Origin of the sequence: Nonomuraea sp. NPDC050383, assembly GCF_044459125.1 — a bacterium.
Taxonomy (GTDB): domain Bacteria; phylum Actinomycetota; class Actinomycetes; order Streptosporangiales; family Streptosporangiaceae; genus Nonomuraea.
Genome location: NZ_JBITIP010000009.1, coordinates 178,569 through 202,147, shown reverse-complemented (window position 1 = coordinate 202,147; position 23,579 = coordinate 178,569). Strand labels below are relative to the sequence as shown.

The 23,579-nt window shown below is 71.1% G+C and carries 19 protein-coding genes; 12 read left to right on the top strand and 7 right to left on the bottom strand.

From position 1 onward, the window contains the following. Nucleotides 1-7: 7 nt before the first annotated feature. From ACIBG4_RS23565 to ACIBG4_RS23540, 6 genes are all read right to left on the bottom strand, one after another. A complete protein-coding gene (locus ACIBG4_RS23565) occupies nucleotides 8-1,129 on the bottom strand; it encodes a hypothetical protein (protein WP_397203610.1) in 1,122 nt (373 codons plus the stop codon). Beyond that, nucleotides 1,122-2,402 carry a Gfo/Idh/MocA family protein gene (locus ACIBG4_RS23560; RefSeq protein ID WP_397203608.1) on the bottom strand — a complete coding sequence of 427 codons (1,281 nt, stop codon included), beginning with the start codon at nucleotides 2,400-2,402 and terminating at the stop codon, nucleotides 1,122-1,124. Before ACIBG4_RS23560 ends, ACIBG4_RS23565 begins: the two co-directional genes overlap by 8 nt. Nucleotides 2,403-2,501: 99 nt before the next feature. Next, a complete protein-coding gene (locus ACIBG4_RS23555) occupies nucleotides 2,502-3,749 on the bottom strand; it encodes an ABC transporter substrate-binding protein (protein WP_397203607.1) in 1,248 nt (415 codons plus the stop codon). A gap of 81 nt (nucleotides 3,750-3,830) precedes the next feature. Next, complete coding sequence (locus ACIBG4_RS23550) at nucleotides 3,831-4,697, bottom strand: carbohydrate ABC transporter permease (RefSeq protein WP_310710492.1); 867 nt, start codon at nucleotides 4,695-4,697, stop codon at nucleotides 3,831-3,833. Then, a complete protein-coding gene (locus ACIBG4_RS23545; protein ID WP_397203606.1) occupies nucleotides 4,681-5,655 on the bottom strand; it encodes a carbohydrate ABC transporter permease in 975 nt (324 codons plus the stop codon). Before ACIBG4_RS23545 ends, ACIBG4_RS23550 begins: the two co-directional genes overlap by 17 nt. A 305-nt stretch (nucleotides 5,656-5,960) precedes the next feature. After that, nucleotides 5,961-6,761, bottom strand: a complete 801-nt coding sequence (locus ACIBG4_RS23540) for an NAD(P)-dependent oxidoreductase (protein ID WP_355453106.1) — start codon at nucleotides 6,759-6,761, stop codon at nucleotides 5,961-5,963. 134 nt (nucleotides 6,762-6,895) lie between these two features. Between ACIBG4_RS23540 and ACIBG4_RS23535 the strand changes: the two genes are divergently transcribed. From ACIBG4_RS23535 to ACIBG4_RS23480, 12 genes are all read left to right on the top strand, one after another. Continuing rightward, the gene (locus ACIBG4_RS23535; protein ID WP_310710495.1) at nucleotides 6,896-8,206 is read left to right on the top strand and encodes a sugar ABC transporter substrate-binding protein; all 1,311 of its coding nucleotides are present in this window, start codon (nucleotides 6,896-6,898) and stop codon (nucleotides 8,204-8,206) included. A 1-nt stretch (nucleotide 8,207) separates the two neighbouring features. Next, nucleotides 8,208-9,149 carry a sugar ABC transporter permease gene (locus ACIBG4_RS23530; RefSeq protein WP_310710496.1) on the top strand — a complete coding sequence of 314 codons (942 nt, stop codon included), beginning with the start codon at nucleotides 8,208-8,210 and terminating at the stop codon, nucleotides 9,147-9,149. Next, on the top strand, nucleotides 9,146-10,009 hold the full coding sequence (locus ACIBG4_RS23525) for a carbohydrate ABC transporter permease (RefSeq protein WP_310710497.1): 864 nt from the start codon (nucleotides 9,146-9,148) through the stop codon (nucleotides 10,007-10,009). The genes ACIBG4_RS23530 and ACIBG4_RS23525 overlap by 4 nt, the downstream gene beginning before the upstream one ends. Before the next feature lie 67 nt (nucleotides 10,010-10,076). Beyond that, nucleotides 10,077-10,838 carry an IclR family transcriptional regulator gene (locus tag ACIBG4_RS23520; protein WP_310710498.1) on the top strand — a complete coding sequence of 254 codons (762 nt, stop codon included), beginning with the start codon at nucleotides 10,077-10,079 and terminating at the stop codon, nucleotides 10,836-10,838. A gap of 12 nt (nucleotides 10,839-10,850) precedes the next feature. Further along, a complete protein-coding gene (locus ACIBG4_RS23515; protein ID WP_397203605.1) occupies nucleotides 10,851-11,756 on the top strand; it encodes a 5-dehydro-4-deoxyglucarate dehydratase in 906 nt (301 codons plus the stop codon). 184 nt (nucleotides 11,757-11,940) lie between these two features. Continuing rightward, nucleotides 11,941-12,990, top strand: a complete 1,050-nt coding sequence (locus ACIBG4_RS23510; protein ID WP_310710500.1) for a LacI family DNA-binding transcriptional regulator — start codon at nucleotides 11,941-11,943, stop codon at nucleotides 12,988-12,990. A 2-nt stretch (nucleotides 12,991-12,992) separates the two neighbouring features. After that, on the top strand, nucleotides 12,993-15,002 hold the full coding sequence (locus tag ACIBG4_RS23505) for a beta-galactosidase (RefSeq protein WP_397203604.1): 2,010 nt from the start codon (nucleotides 12,993-12,995) through the stop codon (nucleotides 15,000-15,002). Between the two features lie 48 nt (nucleotides 15,003-15,050). Continuing rightward, complete coding sequence (locus tag ACIBG4_RS23500) at nucleotides 15,051-16,379, top strand: sugar ABC transporter substrate-binding protein (protein ID WP_355446751.1); 1,329 nt, start codon at nucleotides 15,051-15,053, stop codon at nucleotides 16,377-16,379. Between the two features lie 8 nt (nucleotides 16,380-16,387). Then, nucleotides 16,388-17,326: a carbohydrate ABC transporter permease gene (locus tag ACIBG4_RS23495; RefSeq protein WP_397203603.1), complete on the top strand. Its 939-nt coding sequence runs from the start codon at nucleotides 16,388-16,390 to the stop codon at nucleotides 17,324-17,326. Further along, nucleotides 17,323-18,198 carry a carbohydrate ABC transporter permease gene (locus ACIBG4_RS23490; protein WP_397203602.1) on the top strand — a complete coding sequence of 292 codons (876 nt, stop codon included), beginning with the start codon at nucleotides 17,323-17,325 and terminating at the stop codon, nucleotides 18,196-18,198. The genes ACIBG4_RS23495 and ACIBG4_RS23490 overlap by 4 nt, the downstream gene beginning before the upstream one ends. 51 nt (nucleotides 18,199-18,249) lie before the next feature. Continuing rightward, complete coding sequence (gene yicI / locus ACIBG4_RS23485; protein ID WP_397203601.1) at nucleotides 18,250-20,547, top strand: alpha-xylosidase; 2,298 nt, start codon at nucleotides 18,250-18,252, stop codon at nucleotides 20,545-20,547. An 8-nt stretch (nucleotides 20,548-20,555) separates the two neighbouring features. Next, the gene (locus tag ACIBG4_RS23480) at nucleotides 20,556-21,965 is read left to right on the top strand and encodes a GH1 family beta-glucosidase (protein ID WP_397203600.1); all 1,410 of its coding nucleotides are present in this window, start codon (nucleotides 20,556-20,558) and stop codon (nucleotides 21,963-21,965) included. A 119-nt stretch (nucleotides 21,966-22,084) separates the two neighbouring features. On the opposite strand, the gene ACIBG4_RS23475 is transcribed toward ACIBG4_RS23480, so the two are convergent. Then, nucleotides 22,085-23,557, bottom strand: coding sequence for an aldehyde dehydrogenase (NADP(+)) (locus ACIBG4_RS23475; RefSeq protein ID WP_397203599.1), 1,473 nt, complete (start codon nucleotides 23,555-23,557; stop codon nucleotides 22,085-22,087). Nucleotides 23,558-23,579 lie beyond the last annotated feature (22 nt).

The window sequence follows — 23,579 nt, the reverse complement described above, 5'->3', positions numbered from 1 at the left end:
CTCGCGCTCAGGCCGCCAGGTGCCGCGACAGCCAGGCGAAGGCGTGCTCCTGCATGGGCAGGGTGAAGGCGTGCGGGGCGTCGAAGAAGACGCCCTCGTAGCCGCCCTCCGGGTACGCGCGGGAGATGATCTCGTGGGCCCGGCGCATCCCGGCGGGCGGGAACAGCTCGTCCCGCTCGCCGTACAGGACCAGGAGCGGCTCCGGAGCGCGTGCGGCCGCCAGTGACGGCCAGTCGCACACCCGCGACAGGCCGGGCGGGTAGAGCATCCAGGTGTGCGACGCGACGTGGCGGTCGAGCAGGTCGCGGTAGGACGCCATCATGGCCGCGACGGCGACCGCCCGGACGCCGGGGTCGAACGCGCCGAGCAGCGCGGCGCGCAGGCCGCCGCCCGACAGCCCCACGCACCCCACCGGGCCGACGTCCGGGCGTGCCCGCAGGTAGGCCGCGGCGGCCAGGTCCTCCCCCGCCACCGCGCCCGCCAGCGACGTGCCGAGCAGCGTGCAGTACTTCTCCAGCAGGTGCTCGTGCTGCGCCGCCGCCCGGTCGTAGCGGTCGGCCTCGGACAGCCCCTCAGGGCCGCCCCCGGCGGCCAGCGCCGCCACAGGCTCGGGCATGGCTTCCAGCGGGAAGCGGCGGCTGCCCCAGCCGAGGACGTCGTGGACGAGCACGGCGAACCCCTGCCGGGCCAGGTCACCGGCGTAGGCCCGGCCGTCGTAGATCCGGCCGCGCAGCCGCGCGACCTCGGGCGACGGCGGCTCGGGACCGTCGGCGATCTTCTCCTTGCCGGCGAACTTCATGCCGGCGTGGCAGTGCAGCGCGACGACGCCCGGCAGCGGTCCCGTCACGCCGCGCGGCCTGAGCAGGTACGCCCGGGTGCGCGGGCCGTAGCCGAGCGACCAGGACAGCTCCTCGCCGTCGAGGTCGCCCGCGGTCCAGGACCGTTCCACGCGCACGTCGTCCGCGGCGAGGTCGAGCACGCCGACCGCGTCGCGGGCGGCGCGCCGCAGCGCGGGCCCCGGGGCGGCCTCCGGGAACAGGCCACGCCCGCGCGCGGCCACCTCGGCCAGCCCGGAGAACTCCCCGAGGTGGCGCAGCGCGGGCGCCTGCCCGGATCCTCGCTCAGGCATCGGCCAGGCTGGTGCCGTCCTCGCTGAGGACGACGGGCAGGCCGGTCGCGGCCGAGCGGTTGGCGGCGACGCCGACCAGCACGCTGCGGATGCCGTCGCGGTAGCCGGCCGGGCGGCCGAGCGGGTCGTCCCCCGGGCCGCGGAAGACGTCGTTCAGCAGCAGCCGGTCGCCGCCGCCGTGGCCGCCCGCGCCCCGCTCGATCGGGATCTCCTCCGCCTGCTGCCAGTGGCGGTGCAGGACGAGCCGCTCCCAGGAGCCCGCGGCGTGCTCCTTGCTCGCGGCGCTCGGGTCGATGGCGGCCTGCGGCGGGGTCCACGACCGCTCGCACACCTCCAGCTCGATGCGGCCCTCGGTGCCGTTGAAGACCACGCGGTAGCCCTCGTAGGGGGCGTGCGCGGTGAGCGAGTAGGTGAGGATCGCGCGGTTGGCGTAGCGGACCAGCACCGACATGGTGTCGTCGATGGTCACGCCGTCGGCGAAGACGTCCTGGTCGCGGATGTAGCCGTCCTCGTGCTCGGCGTCGAGGTAGAGGCGCTTGAGCCGGGGGTCGGCCGAGATGTCGAGCAGGAACGGGTCGGTGCCGAGGCCCGGCGCGCCGTGCGAGCGCTCGGGGCGCTCGCCCCGGGGCAGGGCCGTGCCGTAGAAGCGCAGGTCGGCCTGGGCGAACACGAGGCGGGGCGCGGCGGCGAGCCACCAGTTGACCAGGTCGAAGTGGTGGGTGGACTTGTGGACGAGCAGGCCGCCCGAGTTGGCGCGGTCGCGATGCCAGCGGCGGAAGTAGTCGGCGCCGTGGATGGTGTCGAGGGCCCAGTCGAAGTGGACCGAGGTGACCTCGCCGATGGCGCCCTCGCTGATGAGGCGCTTCACCGCGGAGTTGCGCGGGGAGTAGCGGTAGTTGAAGGTGACCACCAGCCGGCCCGTGGCCCGCCCGGCCGCCTCCGCGATCGCGGCGGCGCTCTCGGCGTCGACGGTGAGCGGCTTCTCCACGATGACGTCCTTGCCGGCGTCCAGGGCAGCGCAGACGTAGCGGGCGTGGGTGGCGTCGACCGTGGCGACGATGACCGTGTCGGCCAGGTCGAGCAGCTTGCCGAACTCGTCGGGGGCGAAGCAGGGCACCTCGCGGCCGATGCGCTCGACGTAGTAGGCCATGCGGGTCCGGTTGGTGTCGCAGAGACCGGCGATGGTCCCCGCGTCGCTCCAGTCGCCCAGCAGCGCGTCCACGTACATCTGGGCGCGGTGGCCGAGGCCGACGAAAGCGTACCTGGTGCTCAACGTGCTCTCCCCGAGATTCGAGATGAGGGGCTGGGGGCGCTCGTCCCCCAGCCCGCGGTGCTGTGACCGCCCCCTCGTGGGACGGTCAGGAGGCCGGCGTCAGCCGGCGATGGCGGCGTTCGCCTCGGACAGGAACTTCTGGGCGCCCGCGTCCGGCGTGGTCTTGCCGAAGAGGACCTCGTCGGTGTTGCGCTTGAGGATGTCCTCCATCTGGAGGGCGCCCTTCGGCGGGGCGCTGATCGGGCTCAGCTCGCCCTTGATCTCGTCGATGAAGGCGAGGGTCCGCTGGTCGACCGGGGGCAGCTTGTCCTTGACGGCGGCCAGCACCTTGGCGTTGGTGGGCAGGCCGCGGTCGCTCAGCAGGATGGCGGCGGCATCCGGGTCGTTGACCAGGAAGTCGATCAGCTTGGCGGCCTCGGCCGGGTGCTCGGACTTGGCGGAGCCGGTGTAGTACATGGCCGGCTGGAGGAACATGCCGGCGCTGGTGGCGCCCTTGTCCTTGGGCATGCGCAGCAGCGAGAGCTCCTGGCCGGACGCCTTGGACAGGGCGTTGAGCTGGTTGCTCCACCACATGCCCATCGCGCCGGTGTTGGTGGCCAGCAGCGACTGCTCGGGGCCGGCGGTGAGCAGCTCGGCGCTCTTGGCGGGCTCGGGAGCCGCCTTGGCCTGGATGAGCTGCTGGCTGATGTTCCACCACGCCTTGATGGTGTCGACGGAGACGCCGATCTTGTTGCCGTCGTAGAACTTCTCACCGCGCTGGGCGGCGAAGATCTGCAGCCACGCCGGGTTGGGGTTGTACTCGGCGCCCATCACGTTGCCGCCCGAGCCCGACACCTGCTTGGCCAGGTTGATCCAGTCGTCCCAGGTCCAGCTCTTGTCGTCGGGCAGCTTCTGCTTGGCCTTCTCCAGCACGGAGGGGTTGGCCAGCATGGAGAAGGCGTTGACGCCGGTGGGGATGGCGTACTGCTTGCCGTCCACCTGGCCGCTGGTGAGCACCTGCTGGTCGAGGTCGGCGGAGGGCACCTTGCCGGCCAGGTCCGCCAGCGCGCCGCGACCGGCGTACTCGCTGAGCCCGCGGATCTCGATGCTCATGACGTCGGGGGCGTCGTTGGCCGCCACCTTGGTCGCGAGCTTCTCGTAGTAGCTGTCCCAGTTGGAGAAGTCGCCCTCGACGTCGATCGTCGGGTTCTTCTCCTCGAACTTCTTCAGGGCCTGCTCGGTGAGCTTCTGGCGGGCGTCGCTGCCCCAGTAGGAGAAGACGATCTTCGTCTTGTCGCCGGAGCCGCCGCTGTCGCCGCCGCTGCCACCGCCACACGCGCTCGCCGCCGTCATCACGGCCGCCGTCATGACGGCAACCGTCCACATCTTCTTACGAGAGCCGAGACTCACAGCTCTACCTCCTCTAGGAGAATGCGGGGGGTGAATCGGCTACTTGAGGCCGGTGGTAGCCACACCGCGGATCAGGTACTTCTGTCCAGCCAGGAAGAACCCGAAAATGGGCCCGAGTGACACGATCGACATCGCGAACATCGGTCCCCACGACGACTCCCCGCTCGAGTCCAGGAACTGGCGGAGGGCGACGGCCACCGTGAGGTTATCGCTGTTCGTCAGATACAGGTTCTGGCTAAAGAAGTCATTCCACGTCCAGATAAAGGTGAAAATGCCGGTCGTGGCGAGCGCGGGTACGCACAGCGGAAGGATCACCTGCAGGAACACGCGCCAGTAGCCCGCGCCGTCGATCGCGGCGGCCTCGTCGAGCTCTCGTGGCAGGGTCCGGATGAACTGCACCATCAGGAAGATGAAGAACGCGTCCGTCGCCAGGAACTTCGGCACGATCAGCGGCCAGATCGTGTTGATCCAGTCCAGCTTCGAGAACACGATGTACTGCGGCACGACCGTGACGTGGTGCGGCAGCATGATCGAGCCCAGCATGACCGCGAACCACAGCTTCTTCAGGGGGAAGTTCAGCCGGGCGAACGCGTAGGCGGCCAGCGAGCAGGCGACCAGGTTCGCCAGGACGCTCAGGCCGGTGATGACGGCGGAGTTCCACAGGTAGTAGCCGAACGAGTGCTTGAGCGCGTTCCAGCCCTCGCTGTAGTTGTCCAGCGTGACGGTGCTCGGCAGCAGCCCCGGCTCCCGGAAGATCAGCTCCTCGGGCTTGAGCGAGCTGGAGATCATCCACAGCAGCGGGTACAGCATCACCAGGCCGAAGCCCGCGAGCATGAGGTGCTTGAGCAGGCGGCCGCCCCTCATCGGGCGGAAGAGGAACGGGACCGCGTTACTTCGTGTCGCCATAGAAGACCCAATACTTCGACGCGAGGAAATTCACGCCGGTCAGGCCGGCGATGATGAGCAGGAGCACCCAGGCCATGGCGGCCGCGTAGCCCATCTCGTAGCTCTTGAAGCCCTTGAGGTAGAGATAGAGGGTGTAGAAGAGCGTGGAGTCGACCGGCCCGCCGTTTCCGCCGCTCACGATGAACGACTGGGTGAACGACTGGAACGACTTGATGACCTCCAGCACGAGGTTGAAGAAGATGATCGGCGTCAGCAGCGGCAGCGTGATCGACCGGAACTGGCGCAGCCGGCTCGCCCCGTCCACCGAGGCGGCCTCGTAGTAGCTCTGCGGGATCTGCCGCAGGCCGGCCAGGAAGATGACCATCGGCGCGCCGAACGTCCACACGTGCAGGAGGATCAGCGTGCCGAGCGCCGTGTCGGGACTGGACACCCAGCCCGGCCCCTCGATCCCGAAGATCGCGAGCACCGCGTTGAACAGGCCGTCGACGCCGAACAGCTTGCGCCACAGGATGGCGATGGCGACGCTGCCGCCCAGCAGCGAGGGCAGGTAGTAGACCGAGCGGTAGAACGGCAGCCCGCGCAGGCCCCGGTCCAGGGCGAGGGCCAGGAGGAGCGCGAAGGCGAGCTGCAGGGGCACCGACACGACGACGTAGATCGTGGTCACCTTCAGCGAGGTGAGGAACCGGTCGTCCTGGGTGAACATCTTGACGTAGTTGTCGGCCCCGACCCACGAGCCCTCCTCCAGGAGGCTGTAGTCGGTGAGCGACAGGTACAGCGAGGCCAGGATGGGCCCCACGGTGATGACGAACAGCCCCACGAACCACGGGGCGAGGAAGACGTAGGCCGTCAGGGCCTCACGCTTCCGGTGAGCGTTCACCGCCGGTTTCTGCCGGCGGCCCGGCCGTGACGGCACGGGCGTGAGCACACGTTCCGGGGTTACGGACAGCGAATCAGACATGGATTCATGCATCCCTCATTCCAGGGCCTCCCCGGCACGGCGGGATCGGATAGCGCCTTCCTATAGGGATGCGAAAAGTTTCGTCAACCCTTTGCAGACGTTACAAACCCGTTACCGATATATCGTCAACTCGGAAACCCCAGCTCACGCGGGCGAACAGGGAAGATGAGGTCAGTTAACGTTTTGGCCTTGGCGTCGTGGGACTACAACCGGTTGCATGTTTAGGAGCGCCGACGGGCCGCCGGAGGCGGTTACGGAACGTGTCCGGCGGGGAGGCGCGCCCCCCGCCGGTCAGGCCGTCCGGGTCACCACTTGCCGCCCAGCTCCCTGAGCGTGAACACGCCGCCGGCGCGGTCGTGGAGCGGCTCGGACAGGTCCGGCTCGCCCTGCTCGGCCAGGACGGGCGCGGCGTGGGCCTCCGAGTCGTCCTGGGAGACGTAGCCGATGGCGCGGGCCTCCTCCAGCGACCACCAGCGCCGGGCGTTGTCGGAGACGCCCCAGACGACGTGGTAGCCGGGGGCGGTGAACGCGGCCTCCACCAGGCGGGTCAGGTCGTCGGGCGAGATCCAGGTGGCCAGGCCGCGCGTGTCGCCGGACGCCTCGTTGCAGGTGCCGAGCCGGATCACGGTCACGTTCATGCCGAAGCGGTCGTGGTACAGGCTGCCCAGTGCCTCCATGACGACCTTGCTGACGCCGTAGAAGGTGTCGGGGCGCGGGAAGGCGTAGTCGGGCAGGTCCTCGCCGGAGGGCGGCCGGGTGTGGAAGCCGGCGGCGTGGTGGCTGCCCATCATCACCACGTGCCGCACCCCCTCCTCGCGGGCGGCCTCCAGGAGCGCGTGGGTGCCGTCCATGTTGGCCCGCACGATGTCGGCCCACGGGTGCTCGCGGCTCTGCCCGCCGAGATGGAGCACGGCGTCGACGCCCTTCATCGCCTCGGCCATCGCGGCGGGGTCGGTCAGGTCGGCGGTGACCTCCTCCTCCCCCGGTCCCGGGCCGGTGTCGACCGGGCGGATGTCGGACAGACGGAGGACACGGCCCTCGCGGGCCAGGCGGGGGCGGAGGAGCGTGCCGACCTTCCCGGCCGCGCCGGTCATGAGAATGCGCATGGTCCCCTTGTACACAACGGTGACTTAAATTCACATTCTTGAATATTGACCGTGATGTAGGTCACTCGTTACGTTCACCTGACGAGGTCCACATGGGCGGCACATGTCCATATATGTGAACAGGAGGCGGTCTGATGTCACGCCATCTGCTCGGGGTCGCGCTCGCGGCGACCCTGGCCGTAACGATGACAGGCTGCGGCTCCGGGGGGTCCGGCTCAGGCGACGACGCGTTGGAGATCTGGATCAGGCAGGCGCCTGAGTCCCTCTCCGCGAAGACGGCCGTCAAGCTGGCCGACGCTTTCACGAAGTCCAGCGGGATCAAGACCAAGGTGGTCGCGATCTTCGACGACTTCGAGACGAAACTGCAGCAGCAGGCGGCGCAGCGCAAGCTGCCCGACATCGTCATCAACGACACCGCACAACTCGGCAACATGCACACCCAGGGCTGGGTGCGCGAGGTGGACAAGGCCAAGCTCGCCGGCGCCGACAAGCTGTCGGAGCTGGCGTGGAAGGCCGCACAGGGCGGCGACGGCAAGTACTACGGCGTGCCGTTCTCCGCCCAGGCGTTCGCCCTCATCGTCCGCAAGGACTGGCGGGAGAAGGTCGGCCTCGACACGCCCAGGACGTGGGAGGACCTCACCAAGCTCGCCCAGGCGTTCACCGACAAGGACCCCGACGGCAACGGCCAGAAGGACACGGCCGGCTTCGTCATCCCGGGAGGCACCAAGCGCGGCTACGCCTCCTGGTACGCCTCCTCCCTCATCTACGCCAACGGCGGCGACTTCGTGAAGGCGACGGCCCCCGGCAAGTTCACCTCCGTGGTCAACGACCCGAAGACGGTCGAGGCGGTGCAGTACCTCCAGGACCAGTTCTGCAAGACCAAGACCGTGAACCCCGGCGCGGTCAGCAACGACACGACCGTCTCCCACGAGGTGTTCGAGAAGGGCCAGGCCGGCATCTACCTGGTCGGCCCGTACGTGCTCGCCCGCTTCGTCAAGAACATCGGCACCGACAAGGTCGAGGTCGTCCCCGTGCCCAAGGGCCCGTCCGGCGGCCCCGGCACCCTCGGCGAGGGCGAGAACGTCTACCTCATGGCGGGCTCGGACAACGAGGAGGGGCAGCGGAAGTTCGCCGAGTACGCCTCCTCCGCCGACGGCCAGCGGATCGGCATGAACAAGGACGCCGACGGCGTCATCGTCCGCCTGCCGGTCAACACCCAGATCGACATGGCCGCCGAGCGGCAGGACCCGCGCTGGAAGGTGTTCCAGGAGTCCTACGCCAACGCCGTCTACGCGCCTCCGGTGCCGAACTGGGCGCCCATCCGGCAGACCTCGGCCGACGCGATCAACACGGTGTGGGCCGACTGCTCCGCCGACGTCAAGACCGCGATGGAGGGCCTGAACACCAAGCTCAACCAGGAACTGCAGTCCCAGAAGGCCTCCTGACATGAGCCGGAGCGTGAGCCCGCCCGCCGTCGCGCAGGCGCCGCCGCCCGTGGCGGCCCCCCGCCGCCGCCCCAAGCGGGCGCGGCGGCGGGGGACGCTCGTCGCGTGGGCGTTCCTGTCACCCGCACTGCTGCTGTTCCTCTACTTCAAGTTCATCCCGATGGCCAAGGGCCTGGTGATGAGCTTCCAGGAGATCCGCTACATCGACAGCTCGTGGGTGGGTCTCGACAACTACCGGACGATCCTGACCGACGACGCGTTCATCTCGGCCATCTGGCACAGCACGGTGCTGGCCCTCGGCACCACGGCCGGCTCGCTGGTGCTCGGCCTGGGCCTGGCCCTGCTCATCGAGGGCCCTTCCCGCTACCTGTGGTTCGTCAGGACCGCGGCGTTCCTGCCGGTCGTGACCACGATGGCGGTCGTGGCGGAGGTGTGGCGGATCATGTACCACCCCGCCGACACCGGCATGATCAACAGCATCCTCGGCTGGTTCGGCGGGGGCGTGCAGCCGTTCCTGGCCAGCGAGCACTCCTCGCTGCTGTCCATCATGGGCATGAGCATCTGGCGCGGCACGCCGTACGACATGATGATCTTCCTGGCGGGGCTCGTGGGCGTGGACCGCACGCTCTACGAGGCCGCCGCCGTGGACGGCGCGTCCACCTGGGAGCGGCTGCGGCACATCACGCTGCCGGCGCTGCGGCCGGTGTTCTGGATCCTGTTCACCCTGGCGGCCATCCGCGGCCTGCGGGTCTTCGTCGAGGTGTACGTCCTCACCAACGGCGGGCCGAACGGCTCCTCCGAGGTGCTCATGACACTCGTGTACAAGCTCGGCTTCCAGAAGGGCGAGCTGGGCGTGGCCTCGGCGGGCGGCATCCTGCTGTTCCTGGCCACGCTGCTGCTCACCGTCCTGGTCCAGGTCATGCGCAGGAGGCAGGCGGCATGATGAGATTCGACAGCGCCCTCGGGCTGGAGTCACGCCGGGGGCCGGTCGCGACCGCGCTGAAGGTCGTCGTCTACACCCTGATGGTGCTGGTCTTCACCGGGCCGCTCATCGGCCTGCTGGTCAGCGCGTTCAGCAAGACGCTCGACCCGACCAGCTTCTCGCTGTGGCCCGACGGGTTCACCTTCCAGAACTTCGTCCAGGCGGCCGACAAGAACGTCTACGACTACCTGCTCAACTCGTTCGTGGTCGTCGGATTCGGCCTGCTGCTGCAGATGCTGGTGAGCGTCTTCGCCGCCTACTCCCTGTCGCGCAAGAAGTTCAGAGGCATGGCGATCGTCATGCTGATCATGCTGGCGACGATGATGCTGCCCGAGGAGATCATCGCGATCCCGCTGTCGCTGGTGCTCGCCGACCTGCCGCTCTTCCACACCGACCTCATCGGCACGTACGCGGGCATGATCCTGCCGCTCGGCGCCTGGGGCTTCTCCATCCTCGTCATGACCGAGTTCATGAAGGAGGTGCCGGTGGAGCTGGAGGAGGCCGCGCGCATCGACGGGGCCGGCGAGCTGCGCACGTTCTTCACGATCATCCTGCCGCTGTGCCGGCCGGCCCTCGGCGTGATCGGCGTCTTCGGCTTCACCATGATCTGGGACCAGTACCTGCTGCCGCTGATCGTGGCGCCGGAGCCGGGCATGTGGACGCTGCCGATCGCGCTGCGCTCGCTCCGCTCGGACGAGGAGGTGGGCATCGGCGTGCTGCTCGCGGCCTCGCTGCTGGCGCTGCTGCCGTCGATCATCGCCTTCCTCGCCTTCCAGCGGCAGTTCATGCGCGGTCTGACAAGCGGCGCCATCAAAGGTTAGGTGTCCATGTACGTGGACGCCATCCAATATGCTGACACCGAGGAGCCGTCACAGGGATGGGATGATCATGGAGCCGCAGTTGGTCAAGTCCGCCGAACGGACCGTCCGCATCCTGGAGGCCCTGGCCGGCTCTCAGGAGACCCTGACCCTGTCGGAGCTCCAGCAACGCACCGGCTTCCCCCGCAGCAGCCTGCACGCGCTCATGCGCACGCTGGTGGAGCTCAAATGGGTGGAGAACGACTCGGGCAGGGGCGCGTTCGGCATCGGGCCGCACGCCCTGCTGACCGGGACCGCCTACCTCGACAAGGACCCGGCGCTGCCGTTCGCGCAGCAGACGCTGGAGGACCTGCGCGCGGAGATCGGCCAGACGGCCCACTTCGCGCGCCGCGACGAGTCCCACGTGATCTACCTCGCGACCCGCGAGTCGCGCGACGCGCACCACGTGATCCCGCGGGTCGGCCGGCGGCTGCCCGCCCACGTCACGGCGCTCGGACAGGCGCTGCTGGCGCAGCTCACCGACGACGAGGTGGCGGCCCTGCTGCCGCAACCGCTGCCGTCGATGACGCATCACACGATCATCGACCTGGAAAAGCTGACCGGCGAGCTGGACCAGGTCCGCACCCGTGGCTACGCCTACGAGCGCGAGCAGGGCACGCCCGGCGTGGCCTGCGTGGCGGTGGCGGTGGACTACCGGATCCCCGCGACCGACGCGATCAGCTGCTCGATGCCGGCGGGCCTGCCGCCCGCCGGGGTCGAGGAGGTCACCGAAGCGGTGATCACGCACACCCGCAAGCTGGCTGCCACCCTCCGGCGGGAGGGCATCCGCTAGAAAGGACCGTCCATGCGGCTCGATGGTGTTCTCTTCTTCCCCGTGACCCCCTTCGGCGCCGGCGGCGGCGTCGCTGAGGACGTCCTGGCCGAGCACGTCGCCGGCGGGGTCGCGGCCGGGGCGGGAGGAGTGTTCGCCGCGTGCGGCACGGGCGAGTTCAACGCGCTGGACCTGCCCGAGTACACCGCCGCGGTGACCACCGCCGTCGCCGCCACCGCCGGGCGGGTGCCCGTCTTCGCGGGCGCGGGCGGCGTGCCGCCCACCGCGAGGGCCATCTCCCGCGCCGCGGCCGACAGCGGCGCCGACGGGCTGCTGGTCATGCCCCCCTACCTCGTCACCGCGCCGCCCGGCGGCCTGGTCCGCTACGTGCGCGAGGTGACGGAGGCCGCCGGGCTGCCGGCCGTGGTCTACCAGCGCGGCACCGCCCGCTTCTCCCCGGCCGCGGTCGCCGAGCTGGCGGAGCTGCCGCAGGTGATCGGCTTCAAGGACGGGCTGGGCGACTTCGACCTGCTCCAGCGCATCATCCTGACCGTGCGCCGCACCACGGACCGGGAGTTCACCTTCTTCAACGGGCTGCCCACGGCGGAGCTCACCGTGCCGGCCTACCGGGGGCTCGGGGTCACGCTGTACTCCAGCGCCGTGTTCGCGTTCGCCCCTGAGATAGCGCTGGCCTTCCACGACGCCGTGACGGGCGGCGACGAGGAGCGGGCGCGGCTGCTGCTGACCGATTTCTACCTGCCGCTGGTGGAGCTGCGCGACCTGGTGCCCGGCTACGCCGTGTCGCTGGTCAAGGCCGGGGTGCGGCTGCGCGGGCTGGACGTGGGCGGGGTGCGGGCGCCGCTGGTGGACCCGCTTCCCGAGCATGTGGAGCTGCTGGAGAAGATCCTGGCGGACGGCCTGGAGGTCGCCGGAGCCTGACCCTCCCCTGATCGTCCCGCCTCGTCGAGCGCCTCCCGGTGACCGGGGGGCGCTCGCTCGCGTCCCCGGCCGGGTTTCGGACATCCCACGTAACACTATTGACATATCCATAAAACCGACTCTAGGTTTTGCGAAACGTTTCGCGCGAAACGTTTCGACACCCGCAGCCAAGGGCCGGAGCAGCATGACTTCCCTACGTGACGTGGCGGAACGGGCGCAGGTCGCCATCAGTACCGTCTCCGCCGCGCTCAACGGCACCCGGCCGGTCGCGGCCGAGACCAGGCGCCGGATCGAGCGGGCCGCGGCCGAGCTCGGCTACCGGCCCAACCTGCTGGCCCGCGGCCTGGTGAGCAAGCGCACCCAGATCCTGGCGCTGCTGTTCCCCGCCCCGCACAGCGGTTTCGGCCTGACCGAGATGCAGTTCGCCACCGGCGCCGCCGAGGCCGCCGCCGAGCAGGGCTACCACCTGCTGCTCTCGCCCGAGAACAGCGACCCCGTCCAGGAGCTGCGGCACTTCACCGGGCTCGGCCTCATCGACGGCGCGCTGCTCATGGAGGTGCGGCTGGACGACGAGCGGCCCGACTTCCTCGCGCAGGCCGGTATCCCGTTCAGCATGATAGGACGCACCCGCGACCCCGAGGCGATCAGCTACGCCGACATCGACTTCGCCCGCACCGCCGAGGAGGCCGTGGCGCACCTGGCCGAGCTCGGGCACCGCTCGTTCGCCTTCTTCAACCACTCGCCCGGCGCCTACTCCACCCAGTACGGCCCCACCATCCGCACCGGCGAGGAGTTCGCCGCCGCCGCCGGACGGGCCGGCCTGGGCTACGTCGACGCGTTCCGCGCCGGCACCGCCGACGAAGGGCGCGAGGCGTTCGAGCGGCTGCTCGACCGGCACCCCGAGGTCACCGCGCTGGCCGTGATGAGCGACCACGCGGCGGTCGGAGTGATCGCCGCCGTCGCGGCCCGCGGCTGGTCGATCCCGCGCGACCTGACCCTGATGCTGGTGCTCTCCTCGGCCCGGGTCGCGGAGATGTACCACCCCCGCCTCACCACGCTGGAGCCGCCCAGCTCCGAGCTGGGCCGGCTGGGCGCCCGCATGCTCATCGACCGGCTGCGCGGCGACGACACCCCCCAGCATCACCTCGTGCCCTGCCGGCTGATGGCCGGCGACAGCTCGGGGCCGCCCCGGCCCCTGTCCGCGAGCCGTACCACCAGCGAGAAGGGAGCATGAGGATGGCGGGACCGCTGGGCACGCACACCCTCACCGCCGGGCGCGGCCTGCTCTTCGGCGGCGACTACAACCCCGAGCAGTGGCCCGAGCACGTCTGGGAGGAGGACGTCGAGCTGATGCGGGCGGCCGGGGTCAACCTGGTCACCGTCGGCGTGTTCAGCTGGGCGCGCATCGAGCCCGAGCCCGGCGCGCGGGACTTCGGCTGGCTGGACCGGGTGCTGGGCCTGCTCGCCGGCGCCGGCATCGCCGTGGACCTGGCCACCCCCACCGCCTCGCCGCCGCCGTGGCTGGGCCACCGCTGGCCCGGGACGCTGCCGGTCGACGAGTCGGGGCACCGGCTCTGGTACGGCGCCCGCAACCAGTTCTGCCCCTCCTCCCCCGTCTACCGCGAGCGGGCCCTGGCCCTCGTCACCGACCTCGCCGACCGCTACGCCGGCCACCCGGCGCTCGCCCTGTGGCACGTCGGCAACGAGTACGGCCAGATCTGCCACTGCGACGACTCCGCCGCGGCCTTCCGAGGCTGGCTGCGCGAGCGCCACGGCGACCTCGACGGCCTCAACGAGGCGTGGGGCACCACGTTCTGGAGCCAGCGCTACAGCGACTGGGCCGAGGTCATCCCGCCGCGCCGCGCGCCGTACCTGATCAACCCCACGCAGAAGCTCGACTGGGCGAGGTTCTGCTCCGACGCGCTGCTGGAGCACTACCGCGCCGAGCGCGACGTCCTGCGCGAGCGCACCCCCGGCGTGCCGGTCACGACGAACTTCATGGGCCTGTTCAAGCCGGTGGACTACTGGCAGTGGGCGCCCGAGGAGGACATCGTCTCCAACGACTGGTACCCGGACCCGGCCGACCCGCTGTTCCCGGTGCGCTCCGCGCTCACCCACGACCTGACCCGCTCGCTCGGCGGCGGCCGGCCCTGGCTGCTGCTGGAGCAGGCCACCACGGCGGTCAACTGGCGCCCGCACAACCTGCCCAAGCCCGCCGGACAGCTCAGGCTGGAGTCGCTGCAGGCCGTGGCCCGCGGTTCGGACGGGTCGTGCTACTTCCAGTGGCGGGCCTCCCGCTTCGGCGCCGAGCGCTTCCACGCCGCGATGCTGCCCCACGCCGGTCCCGACACCCGGCTGCACGCCGAGGTGCGGGCGCACGGCGCGGAGCTGCGCCGGCTCTCCGAGGTGGCGGGGCAGCCGGTGCCGGCGCGGGTCGCCGTCGTGCACGACTGGCCGAGCTGGTGGGCGCTGGAGGAGGCCGGCCGGCCCAGCGACCGGCTCACCGTGCCCGACCAGCTCCTGAGCTTCTACCGGCCGCTGTGGGAGCGCGGGGTGGCGGTGGACCTGGTGCCGCCGTCGGCCGACCTGTCCGGCTACGCCCTCACCGTGGTGCCGAACCTCTACCTGGTGAGCGACGAGGACGCCGCGGCGCTGACCGCGTACGTCCGCGACGGCGGCGTGCTCGTCGTCGGCCCCTTCTCCGGCGTCGCCGACCCGAACGGGCACATCCGCACCGGCCGGTTCCCCGCGCCGCTGCGGGACGTGCTCGGCGCCTCCGGCGAGGAGTGGCTGCCCGCCCCCGAGGACCGGCCCGTGCGCTGCGCGTGGGCGGACGGCACCCCGTTCGACGCCCGCACCTGGACCGAGCTGCTGCGGGCCGAGGGGGCCGAGCCGGTCGCCGTCTTCACCGAGGGCGACCTCGCCGGCCGCCCCGCGGTGCTGCGGCACCGCACCGGCGCCGGCACCGCCTGGTACGTGGCCACCCTGCCCGAGCACGACGCCCTGGCCGAGCTGACCGGCCGGGCGCTGGCCGACGCGGGCGTGTCCGGCGCGCTGGCCGGGCCGCCGCCCCCCGGCGTCGAGGCGGTCCGCCGGGGGCCCGTCCTGTTCCTGCTCAACCACGGCACGCGGGAGGCACGCGTGCCCGTCACCGAGCCCGCCGAGGACCTGCTGACCGGGTCCCGCGCCGACGGCACGGTGACGCTCGCCCCGCGCGCCGTGGTCGCGCTGCGCCCCCTCGCCTGACTCCTCCGACTTTCTCGCGGCCCTCGAATCCCCACCTAGGAGAACCCCATGCGCAGAAGAACCTTCCTCACAGCGTCCGCCGCCTCCGCCGCGGCCCTGCTCCTGTCCGCCTGCGGCGCCGACGACTCGACGTCCGGGGAAGGTGACCAGGCCGCCCCGTCCCCGATCGCCGGCGACGAGAACGCCCCGGCCACGATCGTCTTCTGGAGCTGGGCCGAGAACATCCAGAAGGTCGTCGATCTCTGGAACAGCAAGAACCCCACCCAGCAGGTCAAGCTCAGCGGCCAGGCCGCCAGCGACGAGCTGATCGCCAAGTTCCTCACCGCGGTCAAGGCCGGCAACGCCCCCGACGTCCTGCAGGCGGAGTACCAGTCGCTGCCGACGCTCATCACCAACAACGCCCTGCAGGACCTGACCAGCGCGATCGCGCCCATCAAGTCCTCCTTCCCGCAGGGCACCTGGGACCTGACCTCCTTCGGCGGCGCCACCTACGCCGTGCCCCAGGACGTCGGCCCCATGATGCTGTTCTACCGGGCCGACATCTTCGAGAAGATGGGCCTGAAGGTGCCCACGACGTGGGAGGAGTTCGGCGCGCTCGCTGAGACGGTCCGCTCGAAGGACCCCAAGCGCTACCTCACCACGTTCTCGCCCGGCGACGCCGGCTGGCTGGCCGGCTTCGCCCAGCAGGCCGGCGCCAACTGGTGGGCCAACGAGAACGGCTCCTGGAAGGTCGCCGTGAACGACCCCGCGACCCAGAAGATGCTCGGCTTCTGGGGGCAGCTCGTCAACTCCGGCGCGATCCTCGGCGACCCGATGTACACCCCGCAGTGGAACAGCCAGATGAACGACGGCACCATCATCGCCTGGCCGAGCGCGGTGTGGGGCGCGGGCGTCCTCGCCGGCGTCGCCCCCTCCAGCAAGGGCAAGTGGCGGATGGCGCCGCTGCCGCAGTGGAGCGCGGGTGAGCAGGTCACCGGGTTCTGGGGCGGGTCGTCCACCGCGATCAGCGCCACCTCCAAGCAGAAGCCGCAGGCCGCGAAGTTCGCCCGGTGGATCAGCAGCGACCCCGAGGCGCTGAAGGTGCTCATCGAGATCGGCCTCTACCCCTCGGCCCTCGCCGGGCAGAGCATGCTCGACGTCGCCCCGGACTTCATGAGCGAGCAGGCGGACTACTACAAGTCGGCCGCCGAGATCGCGAAGACCGCGCGCGGGTTCAGCAGCTGGGGCCCGAACACCAACGTCACCTACGGCGCGTTCGAGAACCTGATGCCCAAGGCGGTGCGCGGCAAGTCCGACTTCGCGGCCGTGGCCACGCAGGTGCAGCAGCAGAGCGTCGCGGACCTGAAGAAGCAGGGCTACCAGGTCGTCGGCGGCTGAGACGACCCATGAGCACAGTCAACGACACCACCCCACGCCCCCGCGCCGGCCGCCGGCGCGGGCCGCTCGCCGCCCCCTACCTGATGACGGCCCCCGCCGTCCTCCTGTTCGTCGTCTTCATCCTGGTGCCGATCGGGTACGCGGTCTGGCTGAGCCTGCACGCCATGCGGGTGCGGGGCGCCGGCCTCGGCATCCGTACCGAGGTGTTCACCGGCCTGGAGAACTACCTGGACGCGGTCCGGGACTCCGCGCTGGGCTCGGCGCTGCAGCACATGCTCGGCTACGGCCTGATCATGGTGCCGGCCACGATGGGCCTGGCCCTGCTGTTCGCCCTGCTGCTCGACGCCCCGAGGGTCGGGGGCAAGCGCGCCTCGCGGATCACGATCTTCCTGCCGTACGCGGTGCCAGGCGTGATCGCCAGCCTGCTGTGGGGGTTCATGTACCTTCCGGCGGTCAGCCCGATCCACGCCGCGCTGAAGGCCGCCGGCCTGCCGGTCCCGGACTTCTTCGGCGACGTGTCGATCTTCTTCTCGATCGCCAACATCGCCGTCTGGGGCTCGGTCGGCTTCAACATGGTGGTCCTCTACACCACCCTGCGGGCCATCCCCAAGGAGCTGTACGAGGCCGCCCGCCTCGACGGCGCCGCCGAGTGGCAGATCGCCCTGCGGATCAAGGTGCCGCTGCTGCGCCCCTCGCTGATCATGACCTCGGTCTTCACCCTGATCGGCATGCTCCAGGTCTTCAGCGAGCCCGCCACGCTGCGGCCCATGACCAACACCATCACACAGGACTGGGTGCCGCTGATGCGCATCTACCAGCAGGCGTTCGTCGACAACGACATCTACCTGGGAGCCGCCAGCTCGGTGCTGCTGGCCGGGGCGACCGTGCTGCTGTCGCTGGCCGCGCTCGCCGTCTTCCGGCTCCGTGGCGCGGGGAGCGGCCGATGAGCGGGCGAGGGAGCGCCACCGCGCCCGCGGGGCGGGGCGCCCGCGCGAAGATCCTGCCCACGTTCCTGCTGCTGCTCGGCGGGCTGTACGCCGTCCTGCCGCTGCTGTGGGTGCTGTTCGCGGCCACCAAGGGTCCCGAGGAGCTGTTCACCACCTTCTCCGGCTGGCCCAGCTTCAACGGCGGCTTCACCGGCAACGTGTCCGCCCTCAGCGACTACGGCGACGGCCGGTTCTGGCTGTGGATGCTCAACAGCCTCATCTACGCCGGCGGCGGGGCGTTCCTGACGGTCGTGGTGTCCGCCGCGGCCGGCTACGCGCTGGCCAAGTACCGCTTCGCCGGGCAGCGGCTCATCTTCGGCGCCCTGCTGGCGGGCGTGCTGGTCCCCCAGATCACCCTGGCCATCCCGCAGTACCTGCTGCTGTCGGAGGTCAACATGGTCGGCTCGTACTGGTCGGTCATCCTGCCCAGCGTGATCAGCCCGTACAGCATCTACCTGTGCCGGATCTACGCGGCCACCGCGGTGCCCGACGAGATCCTGGAGGCGGGCCGGGTCGACGGGTCCAGCGAGTTCCGGCTGCTGTGGTCGGTCGCGATGCCGATCATGACGCCGGGGCTGGTCACCGTCTTCCTGCTCCAGTTCATCGGCATCTGGAACAACTTCCTGCTGCCGTACATCATGCTGGCCGACGACAACCGGTTCCCGCTCACCGTCGGGCTCTACTCGCTGCTCAACCGCGGCGCCTCGCAGCCCGCCCTGTACAGCCTGGTGATCACCGGCTCGCTGCTGTCCATCGTGCCGATCATCGCGCTGTTCCTCTTCCTCCAGCGCTTCTGGCGCCTCGACCTCGTGGCCGGCGGCCTGAAGGGCTGACGCCGGCCCGACCCCACCCTCACCCAAGCCCCCCTCACGGAACGGAAGGGCATGAAGTTCAAAGACGGCTACTGGCGGATGCGTCCCGGGGTGCGTGGCGAGTACGCCACCGCGGCCCACGACGTGACGGCGGACGCCGCCGCGCTGCGGGTGCTGGCCCCCACGCGGCCCATCACCCGCCGCGGCAACACCATCGACGGCCCCGTCCTGACGGTGGACGTGTCGTCGCCGATGGCGGAGGTGATCCGCGTCCGCGTGGTGCACTTCGCCGGCTCGGTCCCGGACGCGCCCGCCTTCGACGTACGCGAGGACCCGGACGCCCCTCCGGTGCGCGTCAGCGTCGACGGCGACGAGGCGAGCCTGGCCAGCGGCTCCCTGGAGGTCCGGCTGCGCCGCGACACCCCGTGGGACATGACCTTCACCGCGGGCGGGCGCGAGCTCACGCGCAGCGGCGCCAAGTGCCTCGGCGTCATGACCGACCCGGACGACCGGCACTTCATGGTCGAGCAGCTCCGCCTCAGCGCCGGCGAGCTGGTCTACGGGCTCGGCGAGCGGTTCGGGGCGCTCACGCGCAACGGGCAGGCCGTCGACGTCTGGAACGAGGACGGCGGCACCAGCAGCGAGATCGCCTACAAGAACATCCCGTTCTACCTGAGCAACCGCGGCTACGGCGTCTTCGTCAACCACCCCGGCCGGGTCTCCTTCGAGGTCGGCTCCGAGACCGTCTCGCGCGTGCAGTTCAGCGTCGAGGGCCACGACCTGGAGTACCTCGTCATCCACGGCCCCACCCCGGCCGACATCCTGCGCCGCTACACCGCGCTCACCGGCCGCCCGGCGCTCCCCCCGGCCTGGTCGTTCGGCCTGTGGCTGTCCACCTCGTTCACCACCGACTACGACGAGACCACCGTCTCGTCGTTCGTCGACGGCATGGCCGAGCGGAACCTGCCGCTGAGCGTGTTCCACTTCGACTGCTTCTGGATGCGGCAGTACCGCTGGTGCGACTTCGTCTGGGACCCGGACGTCTTCCCCGACCCGGAGGGCATGCTGCGCCGGCTCAAGGAGCGCGGCCTGAAGATCAGCCTGTGGCTCAACCCGTACATCGGGCAGGCGTCGGCGCTGTTCGAGGAGGGGAGGAAGGGCGGTTACCTGCTGCGCCGCCCCGACGGCCGGGTGTGGCAGGACGACCACTGGCAGGCGGGGCGGGCGCTGGTGGACTTCACCGCCCCCGGTGCCCGCGAGTGGTTCGCCGGCAAGCTGCGCGCGCTGCTCGACATGGGGGCGGACGCGTTCAAGACCGACTTCGGCGAGCGCGTGCCCACGGACGTGGCCTGGGCCGACGGCTCCGACCCCGAGCGGATGCACAACTACTACAGCCTCATCTACAACCAGACCGTCCACGACGTGCTGGCCGAGCGCAACGGGGCGGCCGAGGCCGTGCTGTTCGCCCGCTCGGCGACCGTCGGCGGCCAGCGGCTGCCCGTCCACTGGGGCGGCGACTGCGAGTCGACGTTCGAGGCGATGGCCGAGAGCCTGCGCGGCGGCCTGTCGCTGGGCATGGCCGGGTTCGGTTTCTGGAGCCACGACATCGGCGGCTTCGAGGGACGGCCCGACCCTGCGGTCTTCAAGCGGTGGATCGCCTTCGGCCTGCTGTCCTCGCACAGCCGGCTGCACGGCAGCGGCTCCTACCGGGTGCCGTGGCTGTTCGACGAGGAGTCGGTCGACGTGCTGCGCTCCTTCACCGAGCTGAAGCACCGCCTCATGCCCTACCTGTACGGCGCGGCGGTCCAGGCCTCCCGCGAGGGCATGCCGGTGATGCGGGCCATGCAGCTGGAGTTCCCGGACGACCGGGCATGCGACTACCTCGACGCCCAGTACATGCTCGGTCCCGACCTGCTCGTCGCCCCGGTGTTCTCCGCCGAGGGCGAGGTATCCTACTACGTCCCGGCCGGCACCTGGACCAGGCTGCTGGACGGCACCACCGTGGAAGGGCCCGGCTGGCGGACCGAGCGGCACGGGTTCGACAGCCTGCCGCTGCTGGTGCGTCCCGGGGCCGTCGTGCCGACGGGCGCCCGCTCGGACCGGCCCGACTACGACTACGCCGACGGCGTCACGCTGAACGTCCACGGGCTGGCCGACGGCGAGCGCCGCACGGTCACGGTCCCGACCACGGAGGGCGGCGTCGGGGCGGTGTTCGAGGTGTCGCGCAGCGGTGACCGCCTCCACGCGGCCCGCCTGGAAGGCGCCCCAGCTCCGTGGCACCTGTCCGTCCCCTCGGGCGCCCGAGCCTCCGCCGACGCCGCGGCCGGCGAGCTCCAGATCGTCCTCGACTCCCCCGACTCCAAGGAGTGAATCCCTCCATGACGACCACCCCCGCCCGGGCCTTCCCCGAGAGCTTCCTGTGGGGCACGGCCACCGCCGCCTACCAGGTGGAGGGCGCCGCCGCCGAGGACGGCCGCGGACCGTCGATCTGGGACACCTTCTCCCACACCCCCGGCCTCGTGGACGGCGGCGACACCGGCGACGTGGCCTGCGACCACTACCACCGGCTGGAGGAGGACCTCGACATCCTCGCCGAGCTGGGCGTCGGCGCCTACCGGTTCTCCATCTCCTGGCCCCGGGTGCTGCCCGGCGGCGGCGACCGGCTCAACCAGCCCGGCCTCGACTTCTACTCCAGGCTCGTGGACGGGCTGCTGGCGCGCGACATCGCCCCGGTCGCCACCCTCTACCACTGGGACCTGCCGCAGGAGCTGGAGGACGCCGGCGGCTGGCCGCACCGCGACACCGCGCTGCGGTTCGCCGAGTACGCCCGCCGGATGGGCGAGACCCTCGGCGACCGGGTCCACACCTGGATCACGCTCAACGAGCCGTGGTGCTCGGCCTACCTCGGCTACGCCTCCGGCGTGCACGCGCCGGGCCGTACCGACCCGGCGGCGGCGCTGGCCGCCGTCCACCACCTCAACCTCGGGCACGGGCTCGCCGTCCAGGCCCTGCGCGCCACCGCCGACCCGGCGGCGCAGGTCGCCGTCACGCTCAACCTGCACCACGTACGGGGAGTCTCCGAGCGCGACGCCGGCGCGGTGCGGCGCGCCGACGCGCTGGCCAACGGCGCCTTCCTCGGGCCGATGCTCGACGGCGCCTACCCGCGCGACCTCATCGAGGCCACGTCCTCCGTCACCGACTGGGCGTTCGTCCGCGACGGCGACGAGGCCACCGCCTGCCAGCCGCTGGACCTGCTGGGGGTCAACTACTACAACCCCGTGCTGGTACGCCAGTGGGACGGGACCACGCCCAGGGAGACGGCCGACGGGCACGCCGACGGCTCCGCCTCGCCGTGGATCGCCTGCGAGGACGTCGAGTTCGTCCAGCAGCCGGGACCGTACACCGAGATGGGCTGGAACATCGACGAGACGGGCCTGACCGAGCTGCTGCTACGGCTGCGCGACGAGTACCCGGCGCTGCCGTTGATGATCACCGAGAACGGGGCGGCGTTCGCCGACGTCCTCGACGCCGACGGCCGTGTCCGGGACGAGCGGCGCGTCGACTACCTGCGCCGTCACCTGACGGCCGTCGCCGACGCCATCGACGCCGGGGCGGACGTGCGGGGCTACTTCGTGTGGTCGCTGATGGACAACTTCGAGTGGGCCCGGGGGTACGCCAAGCGGTTCGGCATCGTGTACGTGGACCGGGAGACGCTGGAGCGGACGTGGAAGGACAGCGCCCACTGGTTCCGCGAGGCCGTCGCCACCGGGGCCGTACCCGCCTCCTGACGCCTGGTGACACAGACGCCCGCCGTGGCCGCGCCCCAGGAGGCCGGCCACGGCGGGAGCCGTTCGGAACAGGTCAGACGGCGCCTTCGGGACAGGTCACACGGCGCCTTCGGAAGAGGTCAGACGGTGAGAGTGCCGTCGACGCGGCGCGGGATGCCGAGCGGGTTGCCGTCCTTCAGCTCGTCGGGCAGCAGCTCCGCCGGCCAGTCCTGGTACGCGGTGGGGGCGAGCCACCGGTCGATGGCCGTCGCGCCGACCGAGGTGTGCGCGGACACGGTGGTGGAGGGCCAGGGGCCGCCGTGATGCATCGCCCAGCACACGGCCACCCCGGTGGGCCAGCCGTTCCAGATGAGCCGGCCGGCCTTGCGCGACAGCACCTCGGCCACCTCGCCGGCCTCGCCCGGGCGGGTGGAGTGGATGGTGGCCGTCAGCGAGCCCTCCAGCCGCTCCAGCACCGGCCGCAGGTCCGCGGCGTCCCGGTAGGTGATGACGATCGAGGCGGGGCCGAAGCACTCGTCCGCGATGTGCGGCAGGCCATCGGCGAACGACTCCAGGTCCGTGGTGAACACCTTCGGCGTGACCGCCCAGCTGCCCTCCCCCGGCTTGCCCTCGGCCAGCAGGGTCAGCGCGCCGAGCCGCTCCAGGCCGCCCAGGTAGCCGTCACGGATGCGCTCGGCCAGCATCGGCCCGCCGGTGGTGCCCTCGACGGCGGCGGCCAGCGCCTTGCGCAGCTCGTCGTCGTCCGGGACGAACATCAGGCCGGGGTTGGTGCAGAACTGTCCCACGCCGAGCGTGAGGGAGGCGGCGAAGCCGGTCGCGACCTCGGCGGCGGGGGCCGACGGCAGCACGACGACGGGGTTGACGCTGCCCAGCTCGCCGAAGAACGGGATCGGGACCTCGCGCTCGTCGATGAGCGCCTGGATGGCCTTGCCGCCCGCGACGGAGCCGGTGAACCCGGCCGCCACGACGAGGGGGTGCTGGACGAGGTCCTTGCCGGCCTGCATGCCCTGCACCAGGCCGAGCAGGCCGGGGTCCGGCAGGGCGTCGCGCACGATGGCGGCGACGCGCTCGGAGGTGCCGGGGTGGCCGGGGTGGGCCTTGACCACGACCGGGCAGCCGGCGGCCAGCGCCGAGGCGGTGTCGCCGCCCGCGACGGAGAAGGCGAAGGGGAAGTTGCTGGCCGAGAACACGGCGACGACCCCGGGCAGCGCGCGCTTGACGCGGCGCACGTCCGGCCGGGGCGGGGCGGCCGACGGGTCGGCGTGGTCGATGATCGCGTCGAGATGGCCGCCGTCCCTGACGACCTGGGCGAACAGCCGGAACTGGCCGGCCGTGCGGGCCACCTCGCCGCGCAGCCGTACCTCGCCGAGGGCGGTCTCCTGGTCGGCGATCCGCCACAGCTCGTCCACGTGGGCGGCCAGCGCGTCGGCGACGGCCTCCAGCACGAGCGCCCGCCCCTCCGCCGGAGTGGCGCGCCACGCCTGGCCGGCGGCCGCCGCAGCGGAGACGATCATGTCGACTCCGGCGGCGTCGGTCTCCGGCAGCGCGGCGCCCACGGTCTCACCGGTCCTGGGATCGTATCCGTGAATCATGGATTGGCCCTTCGCAGTCTTG